The organism is Mycobacterium ulcerans subsp. shinshuense, assembly GCF_002355775.1.
GTDB classification, from domain to species: Bacteria; Actinomycetota; Actinomycetes; order Mycobacteriales; family Mycobacteriaceae; genus Mycobacterium; species Mycobacterium marinum.
In genome coordinates this window covers 3327152-3351210 of sequence record NZ_AP017624.1, presented here as the reverse complement: position 1 = coordinate 3351210, position 24059 = coordinate 3327152, and the positions used below count along the sequence as shown (strand labels likewise).

Sequence of the window (24059 nt, the reverse complement as noted above, 5' to 3'; positions counted from 1 at the left end):
TACGGTTGCCGGTCGGCAACCGCGGCGTCGACGGAATCCAGGAGGCCTGGAATAGTTGAACGCGGGCACGTCGCTGCCCCGCGAATTTAGTCGTGTCAGCAGTCGTGTCTGATCGAGCGGTGGAGGGTTGTTGATGACATCAGCAGGTGGCGGTTACTTGGGTCCGGGTGGGCATTCGGCCCCACCGGCCCATGAGGCGCCTTCGGGTGGCCCGGACGGGCTGGCCGCCGAGGTACACACCCTCGAGCGGGCAATTTTCGAGGTCAAGCGGATCATCGTCGGCCAGGACCAGCTGGTGGAGCGGATGCTGGTCGGCCTGCTGGCCAAAGGGCATGTGCTGCTCGAGGGTGTTCCCGGGGTAGCCAAGACGCTGGCGGTGGAGACCTTCGCCCGAGTGGTCGGCGGGTCGTTCGCGCGTATCCAGTTCACGCCCGACCTGGTGCCGACCGACATCGTCGGTACCCGTATCTACCGGCAGGGCAAGGAGGAGTTCGACACCGAACTGGGCCCCGTGGTGGCCAACTTCCTGCTTGCCGACGAGATCAACCGGGCGCCGGCGAAGGTCCAGTCGGCTCTGCTGGAGGTCATGGCCGAGCGGCACGTGTCGATCGGCGGGAAGACCTTCCCGATGCCCAACCCTTTCCTGGTGATGGCGACCCAGAACCCGATCGAGCAGGAGGGTGTCTACCCGCTGCCCGAGGCGCAGCGCGACCGCTTCCTGTTCAAGATCAACGTCGGTTACCCGACACCCGAGGAAGAGCGGGAGATCATTTACCGGATGGGCGTCACCCCGCCGCAGCCCAAGCAAATCCTGGGCACCGGTGACCTATTGCGGCTCCAGGACATCGCCGCCAACAACTTCGTACACCACGCTTTGGTCGACTACGTCGTCCGCGTGGTGATGGCAACGCGCCAGCCCGAGCAGCTGGGCATGAACGATGTCAAGACCTGGATCGCGTTCGGTGCTTCACCGCGCGCGTCGCTGGGCATCATCGCCGCGTCCCGGGCGCTGGCGTTGGTCCGGGGCCGCGATTACGTGATCCCGCAAGACATTATCGAGGTGGTTCCCGACGTGCTGCGGCACCGCCTGGTGCTGACCTACGACGCACTGGCCGACGAGATTTCGCCTGAGATCGTGATCAACCGGGTCCTGCAGACGGTTGCCCTGCCGCAGGTGAATGCGGTACCGCAGCAAGGTCATTCGGTGCCGCCGGTGATGCAGGCCGCCGCGGCGGCTGGCGGTCGGTGAGCGATTCGGTCCCGGTGGCTCAAGAGGCGGTTGGGCCACGTGTCGTCAACCCGCCGTCGATGCAGCGCGGGGACATCAATGACCCCAAGCTGGCGGCGGCGCTGAAAACGCTCGAGCTGGCCGTCCGCCACAAGCTGGACGGCGTGCTGCATGGCGACTACCTGGGCCTGCTCCCGGGGCCGGGGAGCGAGCCGGGCGAATCCCGCATCTACCAGCCCGGCGACGACGTACGGCGGATGGACTGGTCGGCTACCGCCCGTACCACCACACCGCACGTACGGCAGATGATTGCCGACCGGGAGTTGGAGACCTGGTTGGTGGTCGACATGTCGGCCAGCCTGGACTTCGGTACCGCCGTGTGCGAGAAGCGTGACCTTGCGGTAGCGGCGGCCGCGGCCATCTCGTTCCTCAACAGCGGTGGCGGCAACCGGCTTGGCGCCCTGATTTCCAACGGCGCCACGCTCACTCGGGTGCCGGCGCGATCCGGGCGCCAGCATCTGCAGACGATGTTGCGCACCATCGCGACCACACCCAAGGCGCCGGTCGGGGTGCGCGGCGACTTGGCCGTCGCCATCGATGCGCTGCGCCGTCCGGAGCGCCGTCGCGGGATGGCGGTGATCATCAGCGACTTCCTGGGGCCGATCAATTGGATGCGCCCGCTGCGGGCGATTTCAGCTCGGCACGAGGTGCTGGCCATCGAAGTGCTCGATCCACGCGATGTCGAACTGCCCGACATCGGCGACGTGGTGCTGCAAGACGCCGAAACCGGGGTGACCCGTGAGTTCACCATCGATGCCCAGCTGCAGAACGACTTCGCCCGGGCGGCCGTGGCGCACCGGGCCGACGTGGTCCGCACCATCCGCGGTTGCGGGGCACCGGTCATGTCGCTTCGCACCGACCGCGATTGGATCGCCGACATCGTCCGTTTCGTCACCTCCCGCCGGCGTAGGGCAATCGCGGGGCGCCGGTGACACCAACGCTCATGCACGTTGAGACAGGTCTGTTATGACATTGCCGTTGCTGGGGCCGATGACGCTGTGCGGCTTTGCACACTCTTGGTTCTTCCTATTCCTCTTGGTCGTCGCCGGGTTGATCGCGGTCTACGTCGTGCTGCAACTGGCGCGCCAGAAGCGGATGCTGCGGTTCGCCAACATGGAGCTGCTGGAGAGCGTGGCCCCCCAGCGGCCCTCGCGCTACCGTCACATTCCGGCGATGCTGCTGGCCCTATCGTTGGTGCTGTTCACCGTCGCCATGGCCGGGCCGACGCACGACGTCCGGATTCCACGCAACCGCGCGGTGGTCATGCTGGTGATCGACGTATCGCAGTCGATGCGGGCCACCGACGTCGAGCCCAACCGCATGGTCGCGGCCCAAGAGGCCGCCAAACAGTTCGCCGACGAGCTGACCCCCGGGATCAACCTTGGGCTGATCGCATACGCCGGCACCGCGACGGTCCTGGTCTCGCCGACGACCAATCGGGAGGCGACCAAGGCCGCGCTCGACAAGCTGCAGTTCGCCGACCGCACCGCCACCGGGGAAGCGATCTTCACGGCCCTGCAGGCCATCGCCACCGTCGGAGCGGTGATCGGTGGTGGCGACACACCACCGCCGGCTCGCATCGTGCTGTTCTCCGACGGCAAGGAGACGATGCCGACCAATCCGGACAACCCCAAGGGCGCCTATACCGCCGCACGCACGGCCAAGGACCAGGGTGTTCCGATCTCGACGATCTCCTTCGGCACCCCCTACGGCTTTGTCGAGATCAACGATCAGCGCCAGCCGGTGCCCGTCGACGACGAGACGATGAAGAAAGTCGCCCAGCTCTCCGGCGGAAACTCCTACAACGCCGCGACCCTGGCCGAGTTGAACTCGGTCTACGCTTCGCTGCAGCAGCAGATCGGGTACGAGACGATCAGAGGCGACGCCAGCATGGGTTGGCTGCGTCTGGGCGCGCTCGTCCTGGTGGCAGCGGCGCTGGCCGCGCTGCTCATCAACCGCCGGTTGCCGACCTAGCTCTGGCGCGCGAACGTAGCGCAGGGCACAATCCGGGGCAGAAAATGCGCCGGGGCGTCTCGTTGGCGACCAGCCGGTTACAGGCTTGCGGTGGTGAGGCGCTAGGTTGGCGGGGTGACTGATACGGCCACCGAGCAAAACACCGAAAGTGCCGCCGACGGCGGCAAACCCGCATTCGTATCCCGCTCAGTCCTGGTGACGGGCGGAAACCGGGGGATAGGTCTGGCGATCGCGCAGCGACTGGCCACCGATGGTCACAGGGTGGCCGTCACGCACCGCGGATCCGGGGCTCCCGAGGGGCTGTTCGGCGTCGAGTGTGACGTCACCGACAACGACGCCGTCGACCGTGCGTTCAAAGAGGTCGAGGAGCACCAGGGCCCGGTCGAGGTGCTGGTGTCCAACGCCGGCCTGTCCGCGGACGCCTTTCTCATTCGGATGACCGAGGAGAGGTTCGAAAAGGTTATCGATGCCAACCTCACCGGGGCATTCCGGGTGGCTCAGCGCGCATCTCGCAGCATGCAGCGCAAGAAGTTCGGCCGGCTGATCTTCATCGGTTCGGTCTCCGGTAGCTGGGGGATTGGCAACCAGGCCAATTACGCCGCCTCCAAGGCAGGCGTGATCGGGATGGCGCGCTCGATCGCCCGCGAGCTGTCGAAGGTCAATGTGACCGCCAATGTGGTGGCGCCGGGCTACATCGACACCGATATGACCCGCGCGCTAGATGAGCGGATTCAGGAGGGGGCGCTGCAGTTCATCCCGGCCAAGCGGGTCGGCACCGCCGCCGAGGTCGCCGGGGTGGTCAGCTTTCTGGCCTCCGAGGATGCGAGCTACATCTCCGGTGCGGTCATCCCCGTCGATGGCGGCATGGGTATGGGCCACTGAGTCCACCCATGAGGCGAAGGCTTCGGCCACGACCTGAAGGAATCACGACCTAACCGAACCACAACACGAAGGACGGACATGGCAGGACTGCTGGAAGGCAAACGGATCCTGGTCTCCGGGATCATCACCGACTCCTCGATCGCGTTTCACATCGCCCGGGTGGCCCAGGAACAGGGTGCCCAACTGGTGTTGACCGGTTTCGACCGGATGCGGCTGATCCAGCGCATCGTGGACCGGTTGCCGCAGAAGGATCCGCTGATCGAACTCGACGTGCAAAACGAAGAGCATCTGGCCAGCCTGGCGGGTCGGGTCACCGAGGTGATCGGGGAGGGCAACAACCTCGACGGCGTGGTGCACTCGATCGGCTTCATGCCGCAAAGCGGAATGGGCATCAACCCGTTCTTTGATGCGCCCTACGAGGACGTCTCCAAGGGCATCCACATCTCCGCGTATTCCTATGCTTCGCTGGCCAAGGCGCTGCTGCCGATCATGAATCCCGGCGGCTCCATCGTCGGTATGGACTTCGATCCCACTCGGGCGATGCCGGCCTATAACTGGATGACGGTTGCCAAGAGTGCGCTGGAGTCGGTCAACCGCTTTGTCGCGCGCGAGGCTGGCAAGTATGGCGTTCGTTCGAATCTGGTTGCAGCAGGACCGATCCGGACCCTGGCAATGAGCGCGATCGTCGGCGGTGCGCTCGGCGAGGAAGCCGGCGCACAGATTCAGCTGCTCGAAGATGGCTGGGATCAACGAGCTCCGGTCGGATGGAACATGAAGGACCCCACGCCGGTCGCCAAGACGGTGTGTGCGGTGCTGTCCGAATGGCTCCCGGCGACCACGGGCGACATCATCTTCGCCGATGGTGGCGCACACACTCAATTGCTGTAGCGGGCAATGGAATTTGATGCCGTCCTGCTGCTGTCCTTCGGCGGGCCGGAAGGTCCGGAGCAGGTGCGGCCGTTCCTGGAGAACGTGACCCGCGGCCGCGGAGTGCCGCCCGAGCGGCTCGACGCGGTGGCGGAGCACTATATGCATTTCGGCGGGGTGTCGCCGATCAACGGCATCAACCGGGCGCTAGTCACCGAGCTGCGCGCCGAAGTTGGCCTGCCAGTGTATTTCGGCAACCGCAACTGGGAGCCCTACGTCGAGGACACCGTTATGGCGATGCGTGACAACGGTGTTAAACGAGCGGCGGTTTTCGCCACCTCGGCCTGGAGCGGGTATTCCGGCTGCACTCAGTACGTCGAGGACATTGCCCGAGCGCGTCGGGCCGCCGGGCCGGATGCACCCGAACTGGTGAAGCTCAGAAGCTATTTCGATCATCCGTTGTTTGTCGAGATGTTCGCCGATGCCATTGCGGCTGCTGCGGCAACGGTGCCGAAAGGCGCCCGCTTGGTGTTTACCGCGCACTCGATTCCGGTGGCCGCGGATCGGCGCTGTGGGCCCGGGCTCTACAGTCGCCAAGTTGCCTATGCCGCAAGCCTGGTCGCCGCGGCGGCGGGATATGACGACTACGATCTGGCCTGGCAGTCGAGATCAGGACCGCCCCAGGTTCCGTGGCTCGAGCCCGATGTCGCTGACCATCTCGAGATGCTGCGCGCCGGCGGGGTCAAAGCCGTGATCGTCTGTCCCATTGGATTTGTCGCCGATCACATCGAAGTGGTGTGGGATCTCGACGCTGAGTTGCGGGCTCAGGCGCAGGATGCCGGGATCGCACTTGCCCGGGCCGCCACGCCGAATGCCGATCGCCGATTCGCGCGGCTGGCCCGGGGCTTGATCGAGGAACTTCGCAGCGGTGGTGAGCCGGCGCGAGTCGGCGGCCCGGATCCCGTGTCCGGATGTCTGGCCGGCGTCAACGGCGAGCCGTGCCGCCCACCACATTGCGCCGCGCGGGAAACAGCACCTCAGGGGGCCTGATTGCGGTCAGTCAGATCAGGCTGAGTGCAGGATCGCGCTGATCGCGGCCATCCGTGCCGAACGCACCACGGCGTTGAGCGGCCGCAGCGCGTCGGTGGCGATCTGAACCTCCGACGACGATTGCGTTCCCACCGGCTCCAGCCCGGCCACCATCCGGTGTGCCATGTGTTCCGGGGCGGAGTCGGGCAGTCGGCTGAGCCCGGAACTGACTGCGATGATCGCGTCGACATGGGCGGCGTTCTCCAGCACCCGGAGCGCTCTCGACGGTGCGTGGTCGGGGATGCGGTGTTGCCGTGATGATTCCAGCATCTGCTCAACCAAACCGCGTGGATTGGCCACGTCGCTGGCTGCCGATCCCAATCCGATGGCACTCAATGCGTCGGCAGCTGAACGCACAGCCGAACGCAGTGCATATTCGGCGTCGGCGAGTTCGTAGTGATCGAAGGCCGGGGCTCCCGGTAGCGAGTACACCGTCCAGGCCAGTGCAGACAATTCGGGTGTCCCCGTCTCGTCATCTGCGGCTTCATCCGCATCGCTGTAAGAGAACTCAGGGACCAGTCCGATAGCGGTGCCGGGATCATCGGGATTGCTGACGATCAGCGCTTCGCCGGAGGCCAGCGCGCCACGTGCGAATTGCGTTCCAGCCGAAAGTCCCCGTACATCACCCGGTACCGGCAGCACCACGTTGATGGTCCCGAACAACCCGTCGGGCGTCGGCGGCGCCGCCGCCGTCGACCTGCCCACCGCGGCACGCAGTGTCTGCAGCAGCGACACCGTACCCACATTGTGCACGTCCGGCCACGGCAATCCGGTATGGCCCGCCGCGACGGCATCATACGCGGTAACCGATTGTGTTGGCGCCCAGAGTGATAACGCGTCCAAAAGATCGTCGGGCGCGGCCTTGCCCGCGAGCCAGGCATTGGCCCACATCGACAGCGAAACACTCGGACACCACATGGTCTCGCAGTGTAGTTGTTCGCCGCGGCTAAGGCGGATCACGCGTATCCTGTGGCCATGCCTGTCGCGCTGATCTGGCTGATTGCAGCGTTGGTGCTCGCCGGAGCCGAGGCGTTGACCGGCGACATGTTTTTGCTGATGCTCAGTGGTGGCGCTTTGGCTGCTTCGGGAATCAGCTGGCTGACGGACTGGCCGCTGTGGGCCGATGGGGCGGTTTTCCTCATCGTTTCGGTTTTGCTGCTTGCCCTGGTTCGGCCCGCGCTGCGGCGTAAGCTGGCTCCCGCCAAAGCCCTGCAGCTGGGGATCAAGGCGCTCGAGGGCAAGAACGCGCTGGTGCTGGATCGGGTTGCTCGCGACAACGGGCAGGTGAAAATTGAGGGCGAGGTGTGGGCGGCGCGCCCGCTGAACGACGGCGATGTGTTTGAGCCGGGTGATTCGGTGACGGTAGTGCACATCGAGGGTGCTACCGCGGTGGTCTTCAGGGACGTATAGCGACTCGAGAGAGGTATGCCAATGGGCGATGCGGTTGTTGGCCTGGTGTTTTTAGCTGTTCTGGTGATATTCGCCATCATCGTGGTCGCCAAGTCGGTTGCGCTGATCCCTCAGGCTGAGGCCGCCGTGATCGAACGGCTGGGTCGATACAGCCGCACGGCCAGTGGTCAGCTGACGTTGCTGGTGCCATTCATTGATCGCGTCCGCGCCCGCGTGGATCTGCGCGAGCGGGTGGTGTCCTTTCCGCCGCAGCCGGTGATCACCGAGGACAACCTGACGCTCAACATCGACACCGTGGTGTATTTTCAGGTGACGGTTCCGCAGGCCGCGGTGTATGAGATCAGCAACTACATCGTGGGCGTCGAACAGCTCGCCACGACGACTCTGCGTAACGTCGTCGGCGGGATGACGCTCGAGCAGACGCTGACCTCTCGTGGCCAGATCAATGGCCAGTTGCGCGGGGTGCTCGACGAGGCGACCGGCCGTTGGGGCCTGCGGGTGGCGCGCGTCGAACTGCGCAGCATCGACCCACCGCCGTCCATTCAAGCGTCGATGGAAAAGCAGATGAAGGCCGACCGGGAGAAGCGCGCGATGATCCTGACCGCCGAAGGCACCCGGGAGGCGGCCATCAAACAAGCCGAAGGGCAGAAGCAGTCCCAGATCCTGGCGGCCGAGGGCGCCAAGCAGGCCGCGATCCTGGCAGCTGAGGCAGACCGGCAATCACGGATGCTGCGTGCTCAGGGTGAACGCGCCGCGGCCTACTTGCGGGCGCAGGGTGAGGCCAAGGCCATCCAGAAGACATTCGCCGCGATCAAGGCAGGGCGGCCCACCCCGGAGATGCTGGCCTACCAGTATCTGCAGACGCTGCCGGAGATGGCGCGCGGCGACGCCAACAAGGTCTGGGTGGTGCCCAGCGACTTCAACGCGGCGCTGCAAGGTTTCACCAGAATGTTGGGTAAGCCGGGGGAGGACGGGGTGTTCCGCTTCGAGGCCTCCCCGGTCGAGGACCTGCCCAAGCATGCGACAGACGGCGACGACGACGAAGTCTCGGATTGGTTCTCCACCGAAACCGACCCGGCGATCGCGCAAGCGGTCGCCAAGGCCGAGGCCATAGCGCGCAAGCCCGTGGAGGGCCCAGTGGGCTCGCCGCCCGAACTGGGGCCATACAACCGATGAGCGTCGTGACGTCACCGAAGGCCTATGCGGTGCTGGGCGCGTTCCAGGCCGGAGATGCCGTGGCGTGCGCGATTCCGTTGCCCCCGATCGCCAAGATCCTCGATGACCTGGGCGTTCCCGAAGCGGTGCGCCCGGTTTTTCCGCTAGTCAAGGCCGCCGCGGCGGTCGGTCTGTTCTCGGTCACCCGATTTCCCGCCTTGGCCAGGCTGACCACAGCGATGTTGACCCTATATTTCGTGCTGGCTGTGGCGGCCCACGTTCGGGTGCGGGACAAGATCGTCAACATCATCCCCGCGGCCTCGTTTCTGGCCACCTTCGCGGTAATGACGGTCAAAGGGCCCGACCAGGCTTAGTCGAGGCGCAGTTCCACCATCGGCAGTGCCGTGTCGGTGTCGGTGATCGGGCTGCCGAGCGTTTCCTCGATCACCTGCTTGAGGTTCTCCCACGCCGCCGGGTGGTGGCTGCGGTAGGAGGCCAGCGCCTGGTCGGCTTCGGCTTGTTCGAGAACGCGTGCGGTGGCGGGTGCGGCGCGGTGGCTGCCGACGTAGACCCGAACCCGGGGGTTGGCCACGATATTGCGGTACCACTGGGAGTTCTTCCCGAACCCGGAAGCGATGACGTAGGTGTCCGGCGCCGGGTGATCGACGACCTCCAGCACGGCATTGCGCGGCGTGCCGGATTTGCGGCCGATGTGTTCGAGCATCAGCATCCGCGACCCGAAAACGGCGCCTGCCCGCGCCCGATAAATCCAGATGGGCGCGCGCATGAGCGTGCGGGAGCGCATCAGCCGTGCACCGGTCTTGGCTACTAGTAACATCCTTGCCTCCATTTCCTCTTCTTCTTGCTGCGTCAATCGCTGACCAGGCCGTCGCGATAGACGGCGAACACCTCGCCGGCCCAGCGCCGCATTCCGGCGTCGGTGAGCGGATCGACACCGAGGACTTCGATGAGCCGTGGCCGCAGTGTCAGCACCGCTAGATCGTTGACCAGCAAGAACGCCGCCCGCACCGCCGGATCGGCACCAGGACTGGCAGTTCCCGCGGCAACCATCGCGTTCAGCGTGTCTTGGCTGAGCCGGAACAGCCGCGCGAACAACCCTGGTCCGGCCGTACCGCCGCTAATCAACATTCGGCTCAGGTATGCCGGGACCGCTGAGTCGGGCGGTAGGTGCGTGGCGAGGCCGTCGAGCAGGCCTCCCACGGCGGCCTGGCCGAGCCCGACGGCCTCGGTTTCTCGGGTGGCTTCGGTCAGCAGCACTTCAAATATGGCGATGACGTGGTTGTCGACGGCCTCGATCAGCCCGTCTTTGGAGCCGTAGTGGCGGATGAGCAAAGCGGGCGAGACCCCCGCGGCGGTCGCGATGTCTCGCATGGTGACCGCGTCGGGGCCGCGCTCGGCGAATAGTCGCAGTGCCTCGTCGCGGATCCTTGCCCGCGCGGTTCGATCATCGGTCGCTAAATGCACGTTTACAATTGTAAACAATTGTTCATCAGTTGGTGCGCCGGGGGTACTACGACGAACCCCGCCCCGGTCGCAGATGTCGTGCATCGCGACCGGGGCGGGGACACCGGTTTGCGGCCAATGATCACCCGCTAGGACGTCGTTGTCCCGCCACCCTCAGGCATGCGCACCTGGTGTTGCGGGTGCTGGTGTCGGCGCAGGCGATTGCGGGCCGCCCGGCAACTGCCCGGGCGCGGGTGGTTTTGGTGCCCCGGGGAGTTGCCCGGGCCCCGGTGCCCCCGGCGGCGGACCGCCCCGGAAGGCGTGGCCCGCCGGCGGCACCGGCATCGGGGGCGGTCCCCCGGGCATCGGACCCCGCAGCGCGCCCGGTCCGGGCGGAGGCGCTTGGTGCCATCTCATGGACGGGCTCCCGCCGCCTGGCCCCGGAGGCGGGGGAGGTCCGAAGGCAAACGCCCAAAGAAACAGCGCCGCGCCCGCGGTTCCCATCGCACCAACGAGTAGGCCCAGCAGGCCCGAGCCCACCAGCATCCCCGTCGAGAAGCGGCGCTGCTGATGTCCGGGCGGGGCGGGTGGCACCGGCGCGGCCGGGGCGGGCGGTGCGGGTGGCGGGGCGGCGCCCTGGCCTGGCGCCTGGGCGCCGATGTTTGGGGTCGTGTTGCTGTCTTGTGCACTCATGGCGATCTCCACTCCGTCGTTGTCGGTGATCGCGACGCTAATTTCCGAACTTGAAGTGGAACTGAAGAATGCCGAGCGCGCCGCACCGCCGAGACCGGACCGGGTGGTTGCGACGGTCGGATCGGCGCCCAGATTGTCGGTTATCGCAAGAAACGTGCGGCGCTTCAGATTGATCTCAGGACCACGCGTTAACAATGGGGCCATGACCGATCGTTCGCGAACCGACCACACCGGCAATCGCCAGGTTGCGAGCCGCACGGACCAATTCAGTGTCGGCGCGCCGAGAGTGCTGGTGGTCGAGGATTCCGAGACCATCCGCGAAATGGTCAACGAGGCCCTGGCCGACGTCGGCTACCACACCGACACCCGCTCCGATGGAGAAGGACTGGAAGAAGTTCTGCAGGGCCTACGGCCCGACCTGGTGGTACTCGACGTGATGCTGCCGGGTCGGGACGGATTTGCCCTCATCGACGTCATCCGCGAGTGGGGCGATATCGGCATCGTCTTGATCACCGTCCGCGACGGTCTGCCCGACCGGCTGCGCGGTCTCGACGGAGGTGCCGACGACTATGTGGTCAAACCGTTCGAGCTCGCCGAACTCGTGTCGCGGGTGGGCGCGGTTCTGCGCCGCCGGGGTCGGCTGCCCCGGGTGGTTCAGGTCGGCGATCTGATGCTGGACAGCGAGGCTGGGGTTGCTGCACGCGACGGCCACCAGCTGGACCTGACCGCCACCGAACTCCGACTGCTCGACTTCCTGGTACAACAACGCGGCCGCATCGTGAGCGCCACGCAGATCCTCAATGCCGTGTGGGGCTACGACGCCTACGACGCCAACCTGGTGCAGGTGCATGTCAGCAGCTTGCGCCGCAAGCTCGAAGCGCATGGCCCACGAATTGTGCAGACCGTCCGAGGCATCGGCTACCGGTTGCAGCCGCCGAGGTCATGATGGCCGAGGAGCTCGAATCCCCGGGCGATCCCGAAACCCCCACACCGTCGCTGCAGCGACGGGTGATTCTGCTGGTGGTGGCCTTGCTGGCGGTGCTATTGGTGGTGCTGGGTGTGACCATCGACGTCAGCCTGGGCTTGCAGGCTCGGCGGAATCTGCACGATCTGCTGCTGGCGGCCACCTCGCGCGCCGACGCGCTGGCGTCGGTGGGCACCTCTCCGGAACTGATCGCCGCCGAGATCAACGGCGGCAGCGTGCGCGCGCTGCTGGTGACAGCCGACGGTGCTACCTACGGGGACCCCAACATCAGCCCGGACACCACCGCGGGCCCCGCCGTCCCGGCGCTGCCCGGCCCTCCGCCCCTGATTCCGCCCGGGGGGCACCAGGGTCCTCATGGCCCCCCGCCGCCGCCTCCCCCTCCACCTGGGGGACCGCCGCCCGGACCGCCGCCGGATGCGACCGCCACGGCGGCGGTACACACCTTGCCGGATGGTTCGCGACTGATCCTGGTCGCCGACACCACGCAGACCACTCAAGTGACCCGCCAGCTGCGCCAGCTGATGATCGGTGCCGGGCTGGTGACCCTGGTAGTGGCGGCACTGCTACTGGTACTGGTCAGCCGGGCGGCATTGGCGCCGCTGGATCGGCTCGCGGCGTTGGCCAAGGACATCACCACCGGAGATCGCGGTCGCCGGCTGCGCCCCAGCCGCGGCGATACCGAACTCGGCCGGGCCGCGAGCGCTTTCGACGGAATGCTGGATGCGCTGGAAGACTCAGAGCTGCGTGCCCAGCAGGCCGCTACGGCCGCGCAGCGCGCCGAGAACGCGACGCGGCAGTTTCTCGTGGATGCCGCCCACGAACTGCGCACTCCGATCGCGGGGATGCAGGTCGCCGCCGAACAACTCGCCAGCAGCGCCGGGCAGCAGCAGGAAGATACCGCAGCGCGCGGCCAGTACCGCCGCGCCAGCCTGCTGCTCTCTGATGCGCGTCGCGCGGGACGGCTCGTCGCCGACATGCTGGATCTGAGCCGTATCGACGCGGGGCTGCCGCTGGATCGCCACGACACCGACCTGGCCGAGATCGTCGACGCCGAAAGCCAGCGAACCACGATGCTGGCGCCGCAGATCACCGTGACCCGGTCCGGGCTTGGCACGCTTACCGTTGCGGCCGACCCGACTCGGGTGGCGCAGATCCTGTCCAACTTGCTCGACAACGCGCGCAGATACACCCCGGCCGGGGGAGCCATCGCCATCGATCTGCGGGCCGGCCAAGGAGTGGCCACGGTTACCGTCACCGACACCGGCCCCGGCATCCCCGACGACGAGCGCAACCGCATCTTCGAGCGCTTGGTGCGACTCGATGCCGCGCGCACCCGCGACCATGGTGGTGCGGGCCTGGGTTTGCCGATCGCGCGGGCGCTGGCCCGGGCACACGGGGGCGAGCTGGTTTGTCTACCGCACCAGGGTGGTGCACGATTCCGGCTCACTTTGCCGCTGGCGGTGGCCGGTGGCGTTGAGTGAACGCTCAGGGGGAACCCGGTTCGGTAATGGCGGTCAGGCTCCACCGGCCCAGCCAGGGGCGCACCAGCTCGGCGATTGAGAATGTGGCCGGTGTCGAGCATCCGGGATGTGGGTCGTTGGCATGGCCGGCCCGAATGAGAATGCCGACCGCCACCGCGGTGCCATCGTCGTCCAGGCGGTAGACCGGGCCCCCGGAATCGCCGCATTCGCTGGCCGCCAGAAATGCCACCTTGCTCGCACTGATATCGGTGACTTGCCCACATTCCGCTCGGCCCGTCTTCATCCCGAACTTGCAGAGCAGTTGCCCCACCTTCAGATCGGTGGCTATGCCGGTGACCGGAACAGCCGCCTTGATCGCCGGGGACTGCGGGATCTTTCCGGAATCCAGCGTGATCAGTCCGATGTCGTGGGCTTCCCCGTTGAGGCCCTCGCTGACCGACTGGCTGAAGGTACCGATGTTCACGTATCCGCCGCCCGCGGAGTAGTTGATGCTGACCTTGCTCGCTTCGCCTTCTTTGTTGCAGTGGCCGGCGGTGAGTATCCCGGTCCGGCCGGCGTTGGTGCGCACCAAGAACCCAGCGGTGCAGCCCATTCCTCCTGACCCGTCGGCGTAGGTGACGGCGATGCCGGTGCCCGGGGCAATGGCACTGGCGCCTGGCAGGGCAACCAGGGGTCGCGCCGGCATCGTGCTCTTGCTTGGCAGCCAGATAGCCGCGACGAATCCGGCCGCGCAGATCAGCGCGGCAAACGTCAGTCGCCCACCGTCGGACTGCCGCCGCTGCGGTGGCGCGGCGTAGGGCACATTCGTGCCGGCGAACATCTGCTCTTGTGTCTCGGGGTGCTGCCTGCGGCGCTGGCTCAGCACCGGCCAGGCTGCCACCGACAGGCACAGCAGCGCTCCGGCCAACAACAACGCGGTGCGAGCCAGGGACGACGGCGAGCCCAGATTCGCGAGCGCGTGCGCACTGACGCCGACCATTGGGTAGATCTTTCAGGCAAAACGGTTTGAGATTCAATACCGGTCTACGACCGGCAGCTGACGGTCAGACGCCCAGCGGCTCGCAAGCCGGCTCGAGAACGGGTCCGTGGTCCGATGGCGCCTGGTGGCGATGGTGCCGTCGATATTGGCGTACCTCGAAGACCAGCCCGCTCATGCCCAGGGCCGCCGTGCATACCGACACCAGAACCAGGAATGGGCTGCCGTCACCGGCGAACGCACTGCCCAGAATCACCACCGCGACGGTGCCGGGGAGCAAGCCCGCCAGCGTGGACAGCGTGTAGGGGACCACCCGCACCGCCGATGCGCCGGCGCCAGAGTTGAGCGCCGCAAACGGCACGGCGGGGATCAGCCGCAGCGACAAGATCGCCAGCCAGCCCCGTTCCCGCAGACGCTCATCGAGCCGGTCGACCGCACCGTGCGGCACCAGCCGGTTCAGCCGCCACCCGGCCGCGCGCACCAGCAGCAGCGCAATCACCGCGCTCGCCGTACTGGCCGTCACCGCAATCACGATGCCCAAGACCGGTCCGAACAGCAGGCCGCCGGCAACCGTGAATGCGGTACGGGGAAAGGGTGGCACCGTGACGACGATGTGGACCAGCAGAAACACCAGGGGTAACCATGGCCCCACCGATGATGCCCAGTCCCGCATCTGCACCGCGGTAGGCAGCGGAACCAGCAATGCCACCGCTACCAGTAGTGTGATTCCTGCCACGGTGCTGACCTTGCGCAGTCGTGACATCTGCCGTGCGGCCGTCCGGAGCGCGAGAGCGATGCCGCGCACCGTATCGGTAGTTTTGCACAGGACAGAGGCTGTCACAATCACCCAGAGTACGGGGCGAAGGTGAATATATCGTTTCTCCCGGCTGGCGTTTCTGGTCACACTGTGAGCGGCAAGGCTGCACCTGGTCACCTAGCCCCCGGCTCCAATCAACTAGCCTTATTAGTTTAGTGGCAGGCCAAGAGCAACCGGAAACAAAGTTGTCAATTGCTGCGTAAATAGGAGCAGTCGGTGTCCATTGATGTACCCGAGCTCGCCGAGCTAGAACAGGTTCGCGAGCGTTGGCGCAGTGCGGTCGCCGGTGTTCTTTCCAAGACCGTGCGGCCGGATTCTGCCGGGTTCGGCGATCAACCCGAACGGCTGCTGAACACTCCCACCTACGACGGAATCGCCATCCGGGCGCTCTACAGTGCCTTCGACGAGTTGCCGGAACCACCGCTGCCGGGCGAGTGGCCCTACGTCCGGGGCGGCGACGCGTTGCGCGACGTCAACTCGGGCTGGAAGGTCGTCGAGGCGGTACCGCAGCCGGATGCGTCCGTGGTGGACGCCAACCAGGCGCTGCTGGGCATGTTGGGTGACGGCGTCAGCGCGCTGCTGGTCCGGGTGGGGGACCACGGCGTGGCGCCTGACCAGCTCGAAGGGCTGCTCGCGGGTGTGTATCTGAACCTGGCGCCGGTGATTGTGGATGCCGGTGCCCAGTACCGGGCGGCCAGCGAGGCGATGCTGCGGTTGGCGGCTGGGCTGGATACCGACCAGCGCGCGACGATGTCGATCGATCTGGGCGCCGATCCGTTGACCGCGACGCTGAGCGGACGTCCCGCCCCCTCGATTGACGATGTACTCGCGATCGCGGGACGGGTGGCCGGTGATCGAGGCGTGCGCACGATCACCGTCGACGGGCCGGCGTTTCACAATCTGGGCGCGACTGCGGCCTGGGAACTCGCGGCCACCATTGGCGCGGCGGTGGCCTATCTCCGGCTGCTCACCGAATCCGGTCTCTCGATCGGCGACGCGCTGGCACAGATCGGCCTCCGGCTGGCCGCCGATGACGACCAGTTCATGACACTGGCCAAGATGCGAGCCGCGCGCCGGTTGTGGGCCCGGGTCGCCGAGGTCGCCGGTGACCCGGATGGCGGGGCGGCGACGTTGCACGCGGAGACTTCGCTGCCGATGATGACCCAACGCGACCCGTGGGTGAACATGCTGCGTTGTACCCTGGCCGCCTTCGGCGCGGGTGTCGGCGGTGCGGACACCGTACTGGTTCATCCCTTCGATGTCGCGATTGCGGGTGGCTTTCCGGGTACGGCCACCAGCTTTGCGCGCCGGATCGCCCGCAATACCCAACTGTTGCTGTTGGAGGAGTCCCACGTGGGGCGCGTGTTGGACCCGGCCGGTGGGTCGTGGTTCGTCGAGGACCTCACCGAAGAACTGGCCCAACACGCCTGGCAGCATTTCCAGGCCATCGAGGCGCGTGGCGGATTTGCCAACGCCCATGACTACGTCGCCGGGCAGATCGCCGAGCTCGCCGCACGCCGCGCCGACGACATCGCGCATCGGCGGATCGCGATCACCGGGGTCAACGAATTTCCCAACCTCGACGAATCTGCTCTGCCGCAACCGGATCGCGGTTTCTCGCCCGACGGCTGCGGAAAGCTGTTGCGCTACGGCGCCGAATTCGAGACATTGCGCGATCGATCGGATGCCTACTTGTCCGACACCGGAGCGCGACAGCGGGTGCTGTTGCTGCCACTGGGTCCGCTGGCTGAACACAACATTCGGGCGACTTTCGCATCGAATCTCTTGGCCTCGGGTGGCGTCGAGGCGCTCAATCCGGGAACCGTCGACGCGCAAGGCGTCGCAACGGCGGTAGCTGAGGCGGGTTCGCCGACGGTCGCGGTCATCTGCGGCACCGACCGCCGTTATCGGGACGAGGCGCCCGCCGTGGTCGAGGCGGCAAGATCGGCCGGCATCTCCCGGGTCTACCTGGCCGGACCGCCGGGCGCACTGGACGAGGCGGTTGACGTCGCGAGTCGGCCCGACGAATTCTTGACCGCGAAAATCAATGCGGTGCAAGCCCTGTCCGATCTGCTCACGCGGTTGGGAGCGTAGCCACGATGACTACCACTGCATCGGCCATCGGCAGTTTCGCTGACGTACCACTTCATGGCGAGCGCGCTGTGGCGTCGGCCACCGAAGCGTCGGTGGAGAAACAAGTAGCAGCGACCGCTGCTGCGCACGGGTACGCAACCGATCAACTTCGATGGCAGACGCCGGAAGGTATTGAGGTCAAACCCGTTTACATCGGTGCCGACCGCAGGGCAGCGCAGGCCGACGGCTATCCGGTGAACAGCTTTCCTGGGGAGCCGCCCTATGTGCGGGGCCCGTATCCGACGATGTACGTCAACCAGCCATGGACCATTCGCCAGTACGCCGGCTTCTCCACCGCTGCCGACTCCAATGCGTTCTACCGTCGCAATCTGGCCGCTGGCCAGAAGGGGCTGTCCGTCGCCTTTGATCTGGCGACCCACCGCGGCTACGACTCCGATCACCCCCGTGTTCAGGGCGACGTTGGAATGGCGGGCGTAGCAATCGATTCCATTCTCGACATGAGGCAATTATTCGACGGTATCGACCTATCGTCGGTCTCGGTGTCGATGACCATGAACGGCGCCGTGCTGCCGATCTTGGCGTTGTACGTGGTCGCGGCCGAGGAACAGGGCGTGCCGCCGGAGAAACTGGCCGGCACCATCCAAAACGACATCCTCAAAGAGTTCATGGTGCGCAACACCTACATCTATCCGCCCAAGCCGTCCATGCGGATCATCTCCGACATCTTCGCCTACACCAGCGTGAAAATGCCCAAGTTCAACTCCATCTCGATCTCCGGCTATCACATCCAAGAAGCCGGAGCCACAGCGGATTTGGAGCTGGCATATACCCTTGCCGACGGTGTCGATTACATCAAAGCGGGCCTGGATGCGGGCCTGGACATCGATAAGTTCGCGCCCCGGCTGTCCTTCTTCTGGGGCATCGGGATGAACTTCTTCATGGAGGTCGCCAAACTGCGTGCCGGCCGGTTGTTGTGGAGTGAGCTGGTGGCGAAGTTCGAGCCGAAGAACTCCAAATCGCGGTCGCTGCGTACCCATTCGCAGACCTCAGGCTGGTCGCTGACGGCGCAGGACGTCTTCAACAACGTCGCCCGCACTTGTATCGAGGCGATGGCCGCCACCCAGGGGCACACCCAGTCGTTGCACACCAACGCACTTGACGAGGCGCTGGCGCTGCCCACCGACTTCTCCGCACGCATCGCGCGCAACACTCAGCTGCTGCTGCAGCAGGAGTCGGGTACCACGCGTCCGATTGACCCCTGGGCGGGCTCGTACTACGTGGAGTGGCTGACGCACCAGCTTGCGCAGCGGGCACGTGCTCACATCAACGAGGTTGCCGAACTCGGCGGCATGGCGGCGGCCATCGGCGAGGGGATTCCCAAGCTGCGCATCGAAGAGGCGGCCGCGCGCACCCAGGCGCGCATCGACTCCGGCCAGCAGCCGGTCATCGGGGTGAACAAGTACCAAGTCGACGAGGACCAGCAGATCGAGGTACTCAAGGTCGAAAACAGCCGGGTACGTGCCGAGCAGCTGGCCAAACTGCAAGAACTGCGAGCCGGCCGCGACCAGGCGGCGGTCGATGCCGCCCTGGCCGAGCTCACCCGCGCCGCCGCCGCCCACGGTCGGGCCGGCGATGACGGGTTGGGTAATAATCTGCTGGCGCTGGCCATCGACGCGGCCCGCGCCAAGGCCACCGTCGGAGAGATCTCCGATGCGCTGGAACAGGTGTATGGCCGCCATCAGGCGGAGATCCGCACCATCGCCGGCGTCTACCGGGACGAAGTTCAAGGAGGCGGCAACATCACCCCGCTTTCCAAAGCGACCGAGCTTGTCGAGAAGTTCGCCGAGGCGGACGGCCGTCGCCCCCGCATCCTGGTCGCCAAAATGGGCCAGGACGGCCACGACCGCGGCCAGAAGGTGATCGCGACGGCGTTTGCCGACATCGGGTTCGACGTGGACGTCGGCTCACTGTTCTCCACGCCCGAGGAGGTGGCCCGCGAGGCCGCCGACAACGACGTGCACGTCGTGGGCGTGTCGTCGCTGGCCGCTGGCCACCTGACGTTGGTGCCGGCCTTGCGGGACGCGCTGGCCAAGGTGGGACGGCCGGACATCATGATCGTGGTCGGTGGTGTCATCCCACCGGGCGACTTCGACGAGTTGTACGCCGCCGGGGCCACGGCCATCTATCCGCCCGGCACCGTGATCGCCGACGCCGCCATCGGCCTGTTGCACAAGCTGGCCGAGCGGCTGGGATACCCGCTGGACTAGTGGCCGGTAAAACTACTCGCGTGAGTGTGACGCCATCGCGCATTCCGCCGCGCATCTGCACCAGGGCGTGTCCGATGAGGTGGGGCCGGTGACCTCCCCGGACGACGCCAAGGTCGAGCAACTGGCCGCCGCCGTGCGCAATGGCGACCGTGCCGCGCTGCCACGGGCGATCACGCTGCTGGAGTCCACCCGCGCCGACCATCGGTGGCAGGCCCAAGAGCTGTTGCTGGCACTGCTCCCCGAATCCGGGAAGGCCCATCGGGTGGGTATTACCGGCGTCCCGGGAGTGGGGAAGTCCACCACGATCGAGGCCCTGGGCATGTACCTCATCGAGCAGGGCCACAAGGTGGCCGTGCTGGCGGTTGACCCCTCGTCGACGCGTACCGGCGGATCGATTCTGGGCGACAAGACGCGGATGGCGCGGTTGGCAATGCACCCGGATGCCTACGTCCGGCCCTCTCCGACGTCGGGAACTCTGGGCGGCGTAGCAAAGGCAACGCGGGAATCGGTAGTGCTCTTGGAAGCCGCCGGCTTCGACGTGGTTCTGATCGAAACGGTCGGCGTCGGCCAGTCCGAAGTGGCCGTCGCAAACATGGTCGACACCTTCGTCTTGCTGACTTTGGCGCGCACCGGCGACCAACTACAGGGCATCAAGAAAGGTGTGCTGGAGCTGGCCGACATCGTGGTCGTGAACAAGGCCGATGGGGAACATCTGCGCGATGCACGTTTGGCCGCCAGGGGGCTGTCCGGCGCTATCAGGCTGATCTACCCACGCGAAACAATCTGGCGGCCACCGGTTCTCACGATGAGCGCGGTGGAGGGAACCGGTCTGACACAGCTGTGGGAAGCTGTCGAGCGCCATCGCCAAGTGCTCACCGAGGCCGGTGAGTTCGAAGCGCGCCGACGCGAACAGCAAGTGGACTGGACATGGCAGATGGTGCGAGATGCGGTGCTGGACCGAGTGCTGTCCAACCCGGACGTGCGCAAGATCCGAGCCGACGTCGAGCGCCGGGTTCGGGCGGGGGAGCTGACTCCCGCTCTGGCCGCCCAGCAAATTTTGGATACCGCGCAGTCCTAACGGAATGGTAAATTAATTCCGGGTTTGACACTGGGCTCTATGAAATCCAAGTAAATTCAAGATGTGACGATGAACATCGGAGTCAATCGCCGCGCGGTTTCTTCCCACGGTGACCCTGACGCAGGCCATCGTGTATCCGGCGCTGCGGACTCTCAATTTGCGTGCGTCGTTCGAATGTTCTCCAGCATGTTTCCCGCTCGCCGGTTTGGTGGGGGAGCGTTGGCGGTCTACCTGGACGGCCAGCCTGTCGTGGACGTGTGGAAAGGGTGGGCGGACCGCAAGGGCGAGGTCCCGTGGTCAGCGGACTCGGCCCCGATGGTGTTCTCGGCCACCAAGGGCATGGCCGCCACCGTGATCCACCGGCTCGCCGATCGGGGGCTGATCGATTACGAGGCGCCGGTCGCGCAGTACTGGCCGGAGTTCGCGGCCAACGGCAAGGAGAAGCTCACCGTCCGCGAGGTGATGCGGCACGCGGCGGGCTTGTCGGGACTGCGCGGTGCCAGCCAGGAAGACCTGCTGGATCACGTCGTGATGGAGGAGCGGGTGGCGGCGGCGGCTCCGGGAAGGCTGCTCGGCAAACCGGCCTATCACGCGCTTACCTTCGGTTGGTTGATGTCCGGCCTGGCCAGGGCCGTGACCGGCAAGGACATGCGCGTCCTGTTCCGCGAGGAGCTCGCCGAGCCACTGGACACCGACGGTTTTCATCTGGGCCGGCCGCCGGCGGGCTCGCCCACGCAGGTCGCCCAGATCATCATGCCGCAGGACATCGCCGCCAACCCGCTGGTCACCTTTGCGGCGCATAAGATCGCCAACCAGTTCTCCAGCGGATTCCGTTCGATGTACTTTCCGGGCGTCATCGCGACGGTTCAGGGCGAAACCCCCATGCTGGACGCCGAGATTCCGGCCGCCAACGGAGTCGTCACCGCCCGCGCGCTGTCGCGGATGTACGGCGCGATCGCCAACGGCGGCGAGATTGACGGCACCCAGTTCCTGTCGCGGGAGCTGGTGGCGGGGCTGACCGGCGAGCGGCGGCTGCAGCCGGATCGCAATCTCTTCATGCCGATGGCTTTTCACCTGGGCTACCACAGTCTGCCCATCGGCAACGTGATGCCGGGGTTCGGTCACGTCGGGATGGGCGGGTCCGTCGGATAGACAGATCCGGAGACCGGCGTGGCGTTTGCGCTGGTGCACAATCGGCTGTTGACTCCGCTGGTGGCCACCGACCACGCCGGTTTCGTCGCCATCTATGCCCTGATCCGGCAGGCGGCCGCCAAGGCCCGCGAGCGTGGCTACCAGCCGGTCACGGGCATCGGGGCGCCGTACTCGGAGCCGGGAGCCGTCGCGGGCTGAGCCCAGGGGCGTTCTAGCGCTAAGAATCTTCGAGCCGGAAGCCCACCTTCATGGTCACCTGAAAGTGGCCGACGGCGCCGTCAACCAGATGGCCGCGCACTGATTCGACTTCGAACCAGTCCAGGGCGCGCATAGTCTGGGCGGCCCGGGTCAAACCGTTGCGGATTGCCGCGTCGACTCCGTCGGCCGAGCTTTCGACGATCTCGATTACCCGGTAGGTGTGATCGCTCATTTCGTCCCCTTATCTTTGAGTGTTGACGTCCCAAGAGGGTCCGAAGAATCATCTTGCGCCGGTGGTCGGCGCCGGATGAGGCCCGACACGCAGCTGGCTCGGTGCAAATGACCAAGCGCGTCCAGCGTCAGGGGCTGACGTGCATCTCGTAAAAGCGCAGCCGCGCCGTGGGCTTGCCCTGGCCCAGCGACCGGCTCCGGTCAACACCGATTGTGCGGGAGTCGATCTCGAGATTGGTGGCGCTGACGGAATCGGGCGTCTTGATCAGAAACGGCTCCGCGGAGTTGCCGGCGATGAGGCGATAGCTGACGCCGTCCAGGTTCACCGTGAAAGAGGTCAGGGGAACGAGCGATCCCATGAAAAGCCGGTCGATGAAGGTTGGCTCCAGATCAACGCCGACCAGGACGGCCACGTCCGGTCCGCTTGGTTTGGGCACCGGGACGGGCTTGCCGTCGTGGACAACGACTTCTGAGATCGGGGTGAGCGGTCCGCACCGGGGCTGGGTATGGGTGAACAGCGCCCAATGGTCTTCCACCGCGCTGCGGCGGAAATCGCACAGCAGTGCGCGCGAATACAGCGGGTTCTCCTGCACGCCGAGCCGTCCGTTGATACCGGTGGCGGGCGAGGTCGCCGATCGCAGCGACAGGACGAACTCCGGCCCGGCCGCGAGGGTGTCGCGGTTTAGCTTGTCCAGCGTCGGTGTGTAGACCGAGTAGGTCTGGAATATCGGCGCCGGGTGCCAGGCGAAGTCGTAGGCCCACACGGCTGAGGTTTCATCCGGGTCGATGTGAACCGGATCCGGCCCGATCGTCTTGACGAAGCGGCTGGGAATGTCATAGAGCCGACGCTGGCGTGCCTTGGCCTCCTCGATATGGCTGCGGGCGTGACCTGGTACGGCGACGGTTGCCAATCGGTCGAGTGCGCGCACTGGTGCCTGTATCACCCTGAGGGGGCGCAGTTCGATCGCCACCACGCCGGCGCCAAAGATCACGACGACGGCGACGACGACGAACTTGGCTGCCCGAGGAAGTATTTCGAACACACCCCCCACCGCCATCGCAACGACCATCAGTCCGAGCAGGGCGGCGAAGTGAATCGTGTCGTAGCGTCCGAACGCACTCTTGGCGACAAGCACGGTTGTCACCCCGACCAGCACCACATACTTGCGTGGGATCTGCGGGCTGCCGCGAAAGAACATGACGAAAAGCGCAACGAACCAGACTAGGGTCAAGGTGACGGCGCCGCCGGCATCCAAGGGGATCGGCACTGACTGCGCATCGATGTATCCGGACACGATCTCGGAGCTGAGCCGCAGCCACGTTGGCAGGTTGCCCAGTGGTTGCCCCATGAGCGGCCAGCAGACCGGAACGGTGGCGGCGAACGCGGCGACAGTAGTGCAGTGCCGCCACCGTGCTTTCCAATCCAGCAGCAGCGACATGCCCAGGGCGATGGCCAAGACCACTGGGCCGGTGTTGAACTTGACCAGCAGCTCAAATCCCGCCACCACTCCGAGCGCGGTGGCGGTGATGAAGACCGTCGACCGTTGCGGGTCGGACCGCAACAGGGGAACACTGGCCCACGCCAAGGCCGCCAGCACGACCATTTCGGGGTACATGGTCCCCATCGCGATGGCGGTGACGCCGGTGGTCATGAACGCCAATGCGAGCGATGTCATCGGTGGGTGTCGTTGGCGCAGCGCCGCGGCGATACCCAGGAACAGCGCTGCCACGACGATTACCTGATAGATCGTCGACAGCACGGCCTGAAGCGGTGAGTAGTAGGAACTGTCCTGCAGAAAGGCCAGCGGTCCGTAGGTGAAGACGATTTGGGGTCCCCACGCGAGGTGGCGGATTTGGCCCAGCGCCACCGCGGCCTGCGCCAGGACGGGTCTACCCCGGTTGGGGCTTCGACGGGTACCTGAGGCCAGAAAAAGACCACGGCAACAAGTGCGGCCAGG

At 66.1% G+C, this 24059-nt stretch carries 21 protein-coding genes and 1 pseudogene; 15 read left to right on the top strand and 7 right to left on the bottom strand.

Annotation, left to right across the window (positions count from 1 at the left end; translation table 11 throughout):
- Positions 1-133: 133 nt before the first annotated feature.
- From moxR1 to SHTP_RS14965, 6 genes are all read left to right on the top strand, one after another.
- Entirely contained in the window at positions 134-1249 is a 1116-nt protein-coding gene (gene moxR1, locus SHTP_RS14990; protein ID WP_096371009.1) for a chaperone MoxR1, read from the top strand.
- 59 nt (positions 1250-1308) lie between these two features.
- The gene (locus SHTP_RS14985; RefSeq protein WP_096372492.1) at positions 1309-2220 is read left to right on the top strand and encodes a DUF58 domain-containing protein; all 912 of its coding nucleotides are present in this window, start codon (positions 1309-1311) and stop codon (positions 2218-2220) included.
- 34 nt (positions 2221-2254) lie between these two features.
- Entirely contained in the window at positions 2255-3262 is a 1008-nt protein-coding gene (locus SHTP_RS14980; protein ID WP_096371008.1) for a VWA domain-containing protein, read from the top strand.
- A 114-nt stretch (positions 3263-3376) separates the two neighbouring features.
- Entirely contained in the window at positions 3377-4144 is a 768-nt protein-coding gene (gene fabG1, locus SHTP_RS14975) for a 3-oxoacyl-ACP reductase FabG1 (protein WP_011739633.1), read from the top strand.
- Between the two features lie 78 nt (positions 4145-4222).
- Positions 4223-5032, top strand: a complete 810-nt coding sequence (inhA, locus tag SHTP_RS14970) for an NADH-dependent enoyl-ACP reductase InhA (protein ID WP_096371007.1) — start codon at positions 4223-4225, stop codon at positions 5030-5032.
- A 6-nt stretch (positions 5033-5038) separates the two neighbouring features.
- Entirely contained in the window at positions 5039-6061 is a 1023-nt protein-coding gene (locus SHTP_RS14965; protein ID WP_020724996.1) for a ferrochelatase, read from the top strand.
- Between the two features lie 15 nt (positions 6062-6076).
- Here SHTP_RS14965 and SHTP_RS14960 read toward each other — a convergent pair whose 3' ends face one another.
- A complete protein-coding gene (locus SHTP_RS14960; RefSeq protein WP_096372491.1) occupies positions 6077-7018 on the bottom strand; it encodes an Rv1486c family protein in 942 nt (313 codons plus the stop codon).
- A 57-nt stretch (positions 7019-7075) separates the two neighbouring features.
- Between SHTP_RS14960 and SHTP_RS14955 the strand changes: the two genes are divergently transcribed.
- From SHTP_RS14955 to SHTP_RS14945, 3 genes are read left to right on the top strand one after another with little or no spacing between them, the layout of a single operon-like run.
- Entirely contained in the window at positions 7076-7510 is a 435-nt protein-coding gene (locus tag SHTP_RS14955; RefSeq protein WP_096372490.1) for an NfeD family protein, read from the top strand.
- A gap of 21 nt (positions 7511-7531) precedes the next feature.
- On the top strand, positions 7532-8686 hold the full coding sequence (locus SHTP_RS14950) for an SPFH domain-containing protein (RefSeq protein ID WP_096371006.1): 1155 nt from the start codon (positions 7532-7534) through the stop codon (positions 8684-8686).
- Positions 8683-9039: a DoxX family protein gene (locus SHTP_RS14945; RefSeq protein ID WP_096371005.1), complete on the top strand. Its 357-nt coding sequence runs from the start codon at positions 8683-8685 to the stop codon at positions 9037-9039. Before SHTP_RS14950 ends, SHTP_RS14945 begins: the two co-directional genes overlap by 4 nt.
- On the opposite strand, the gene SHTP_RS14940 is transcribed toward SHTP_RS14945, so the two are convergent.
- A complete protein-coding gene (locus SHTP_RS14940; RefSeq protein WP_096372489.1) occupies positions 9036-9503 on the bottom strand; it encodes a nitroreductase family deazaflavin-dependent oxidoreductase in 468 nt (155 codons plus the stop codon). The two genes, SHTP_RS14945 and SHTP_RS14940, sit on opposite strands and share 4 nt — an antisense overlap.
- A gap of 32 nt (positions 9504-9535) precedes the next feature.
- Positions 9536-10150 (bottom strand): TetR/AcrR family transcriptional regulator, encoded by a 615-nt coding sequence (locus SHTP_RS14935; protein WP_020725002.1) that lies wholly within the window; start codon positions 10148-10150, stop codon positions 9536-9538.
- Positions 10151-11024: 874 nt separating this feature from the next.
- Between SHTP_RS14935 and SHTP_RS14925 the strand changes: the two genes are divergently transcribed.
- Together SHTP_RS14925 and SHTP_RS14920 are read left to right on the top strand one after the other, a co-directional pair.
- Complete coding sequence (locus SHTP_RS14925) at positions 11025-11768, top strand: response regulator transcription factor (protein WP_096371004.1); 744 nt, start codon at positions 11025-11027, stop codon at positions 11766-11768.
- Positions 11768-13288, top strand: a complete 1521-nt coding sequence (locus SHTP_RS14920) for a sensor histidine kinase (RefSeq protein WP_172900552.1) — start codon at positions 11768-11770, stop codon at positions 13286-13288. Before SHTP_RS14925 ends, SHTP_RS14920 begins: the two co-directional genes overlap by 1 nt.
- 4 nt (positions 13289-13292) lie before the next feature.
- Here the strand turns inward: SHTP_RS14920 and SHTP_RS14915 are convergent, their stop codons facing one another.
- A complete protein-coding gene (locus SHTP_RS14915; RefSeq protein WP_096371002.1) occupies positions 13293-14267 on the bottom strand; it encodes a S1 family peptidase in 975 nt (324 codons plus the stop codon).
- Between the two features lie 64 nt (positions 14268-14331).
- Entirely contained in the window at positions 14332-15105 is a 774-nt protein-coding gene (locus SHTP_RS14910) for a TVP38/TMEM64 family protein (protein ID WP_231991485.1), read from the bottom strand.
- 192 nt (positions 15106-15297) lie between these two features.
- On the opposite strand from SHTP_RS14910, the gene mutA reads away from it, so the two are divergent.
- The 4 genes and pseudogenes from mutA to lipL all read left to right on the top strand — a co-directional run bounded on the left by mutA (position 15298) and on the right by lipL (position 21870).
- Positions 15298-17175, top strand: coding sequence for a methylmalonyl-CoA mutase small subunit (gene mutA / locus SHTP_RS14905; RefSeq protein ID WP_096371000.1), 1878 nt, complete (start codon positions 15298-15300; stop codon positions 17173-17175).
- Between the two features lie 5 nt (positions 17176-17180).
- Positions 17181-19442, top strand: coding sequence for a methylmalonyl-CoA mutase (scpA, locus tag SHTP_RS14900; RefSeq protein WP_011739647.1), 2262 nt, complete (start codon positions 17181-17183; stop codon positions 19440-19442).
- 88 nt (positions 19443-19530) lie between these two features.
- A complete protein-coding gene (gene meaB, locus SHTP_RS14895; protein WP_096372488.1) occupies positions 19531-20520 on the top strand; it encodes a methylmalonyl Co-A mutase-associated GTPase MeaB in 990 nt (329 codons plus the stop codon).
- Positions 20521-20589: 69 nt separating this feature from the next.
- Positions 20590-21870 (top strand): annotated as a pseudogene (gene lipL / locus SHTP_RS14890) (esterase/beta-lactamase LipL).
- Positions 21871-21889: 19 nt separating this feature from the next.
- Here lipL and SHTP_RS14885 read toward each other — a convergent pair.
- Together SHTP_RS14885 and SHTP_RS14880 are read right to left on the bottom strand one after the other, a co-directional pair.
- Complete coding sequence (locus SHTP_RS14885) at positions 21890-22102, bottom strand: dodecin (RefSeq protein ID WP_096370999.1); 213 nt, start codon at positions 22100-22102, stop codon at positions 21890-21892.
- A 127-nt stretch (positions 22103-22229) separates the two neighbouring features.
- Positions 22230-23969: a hypothetical protein gene (locus tag SHTP_RS14880; RefSeq protein WP_231991484.1), complete on the bottom strand. Its 1740-nt coding sequence runs from the start codon at positions 23967-23969 to the stop codon at positions 22230-22232.
- Positions 23970-24059: the final 90 nt, after the last annotated feature.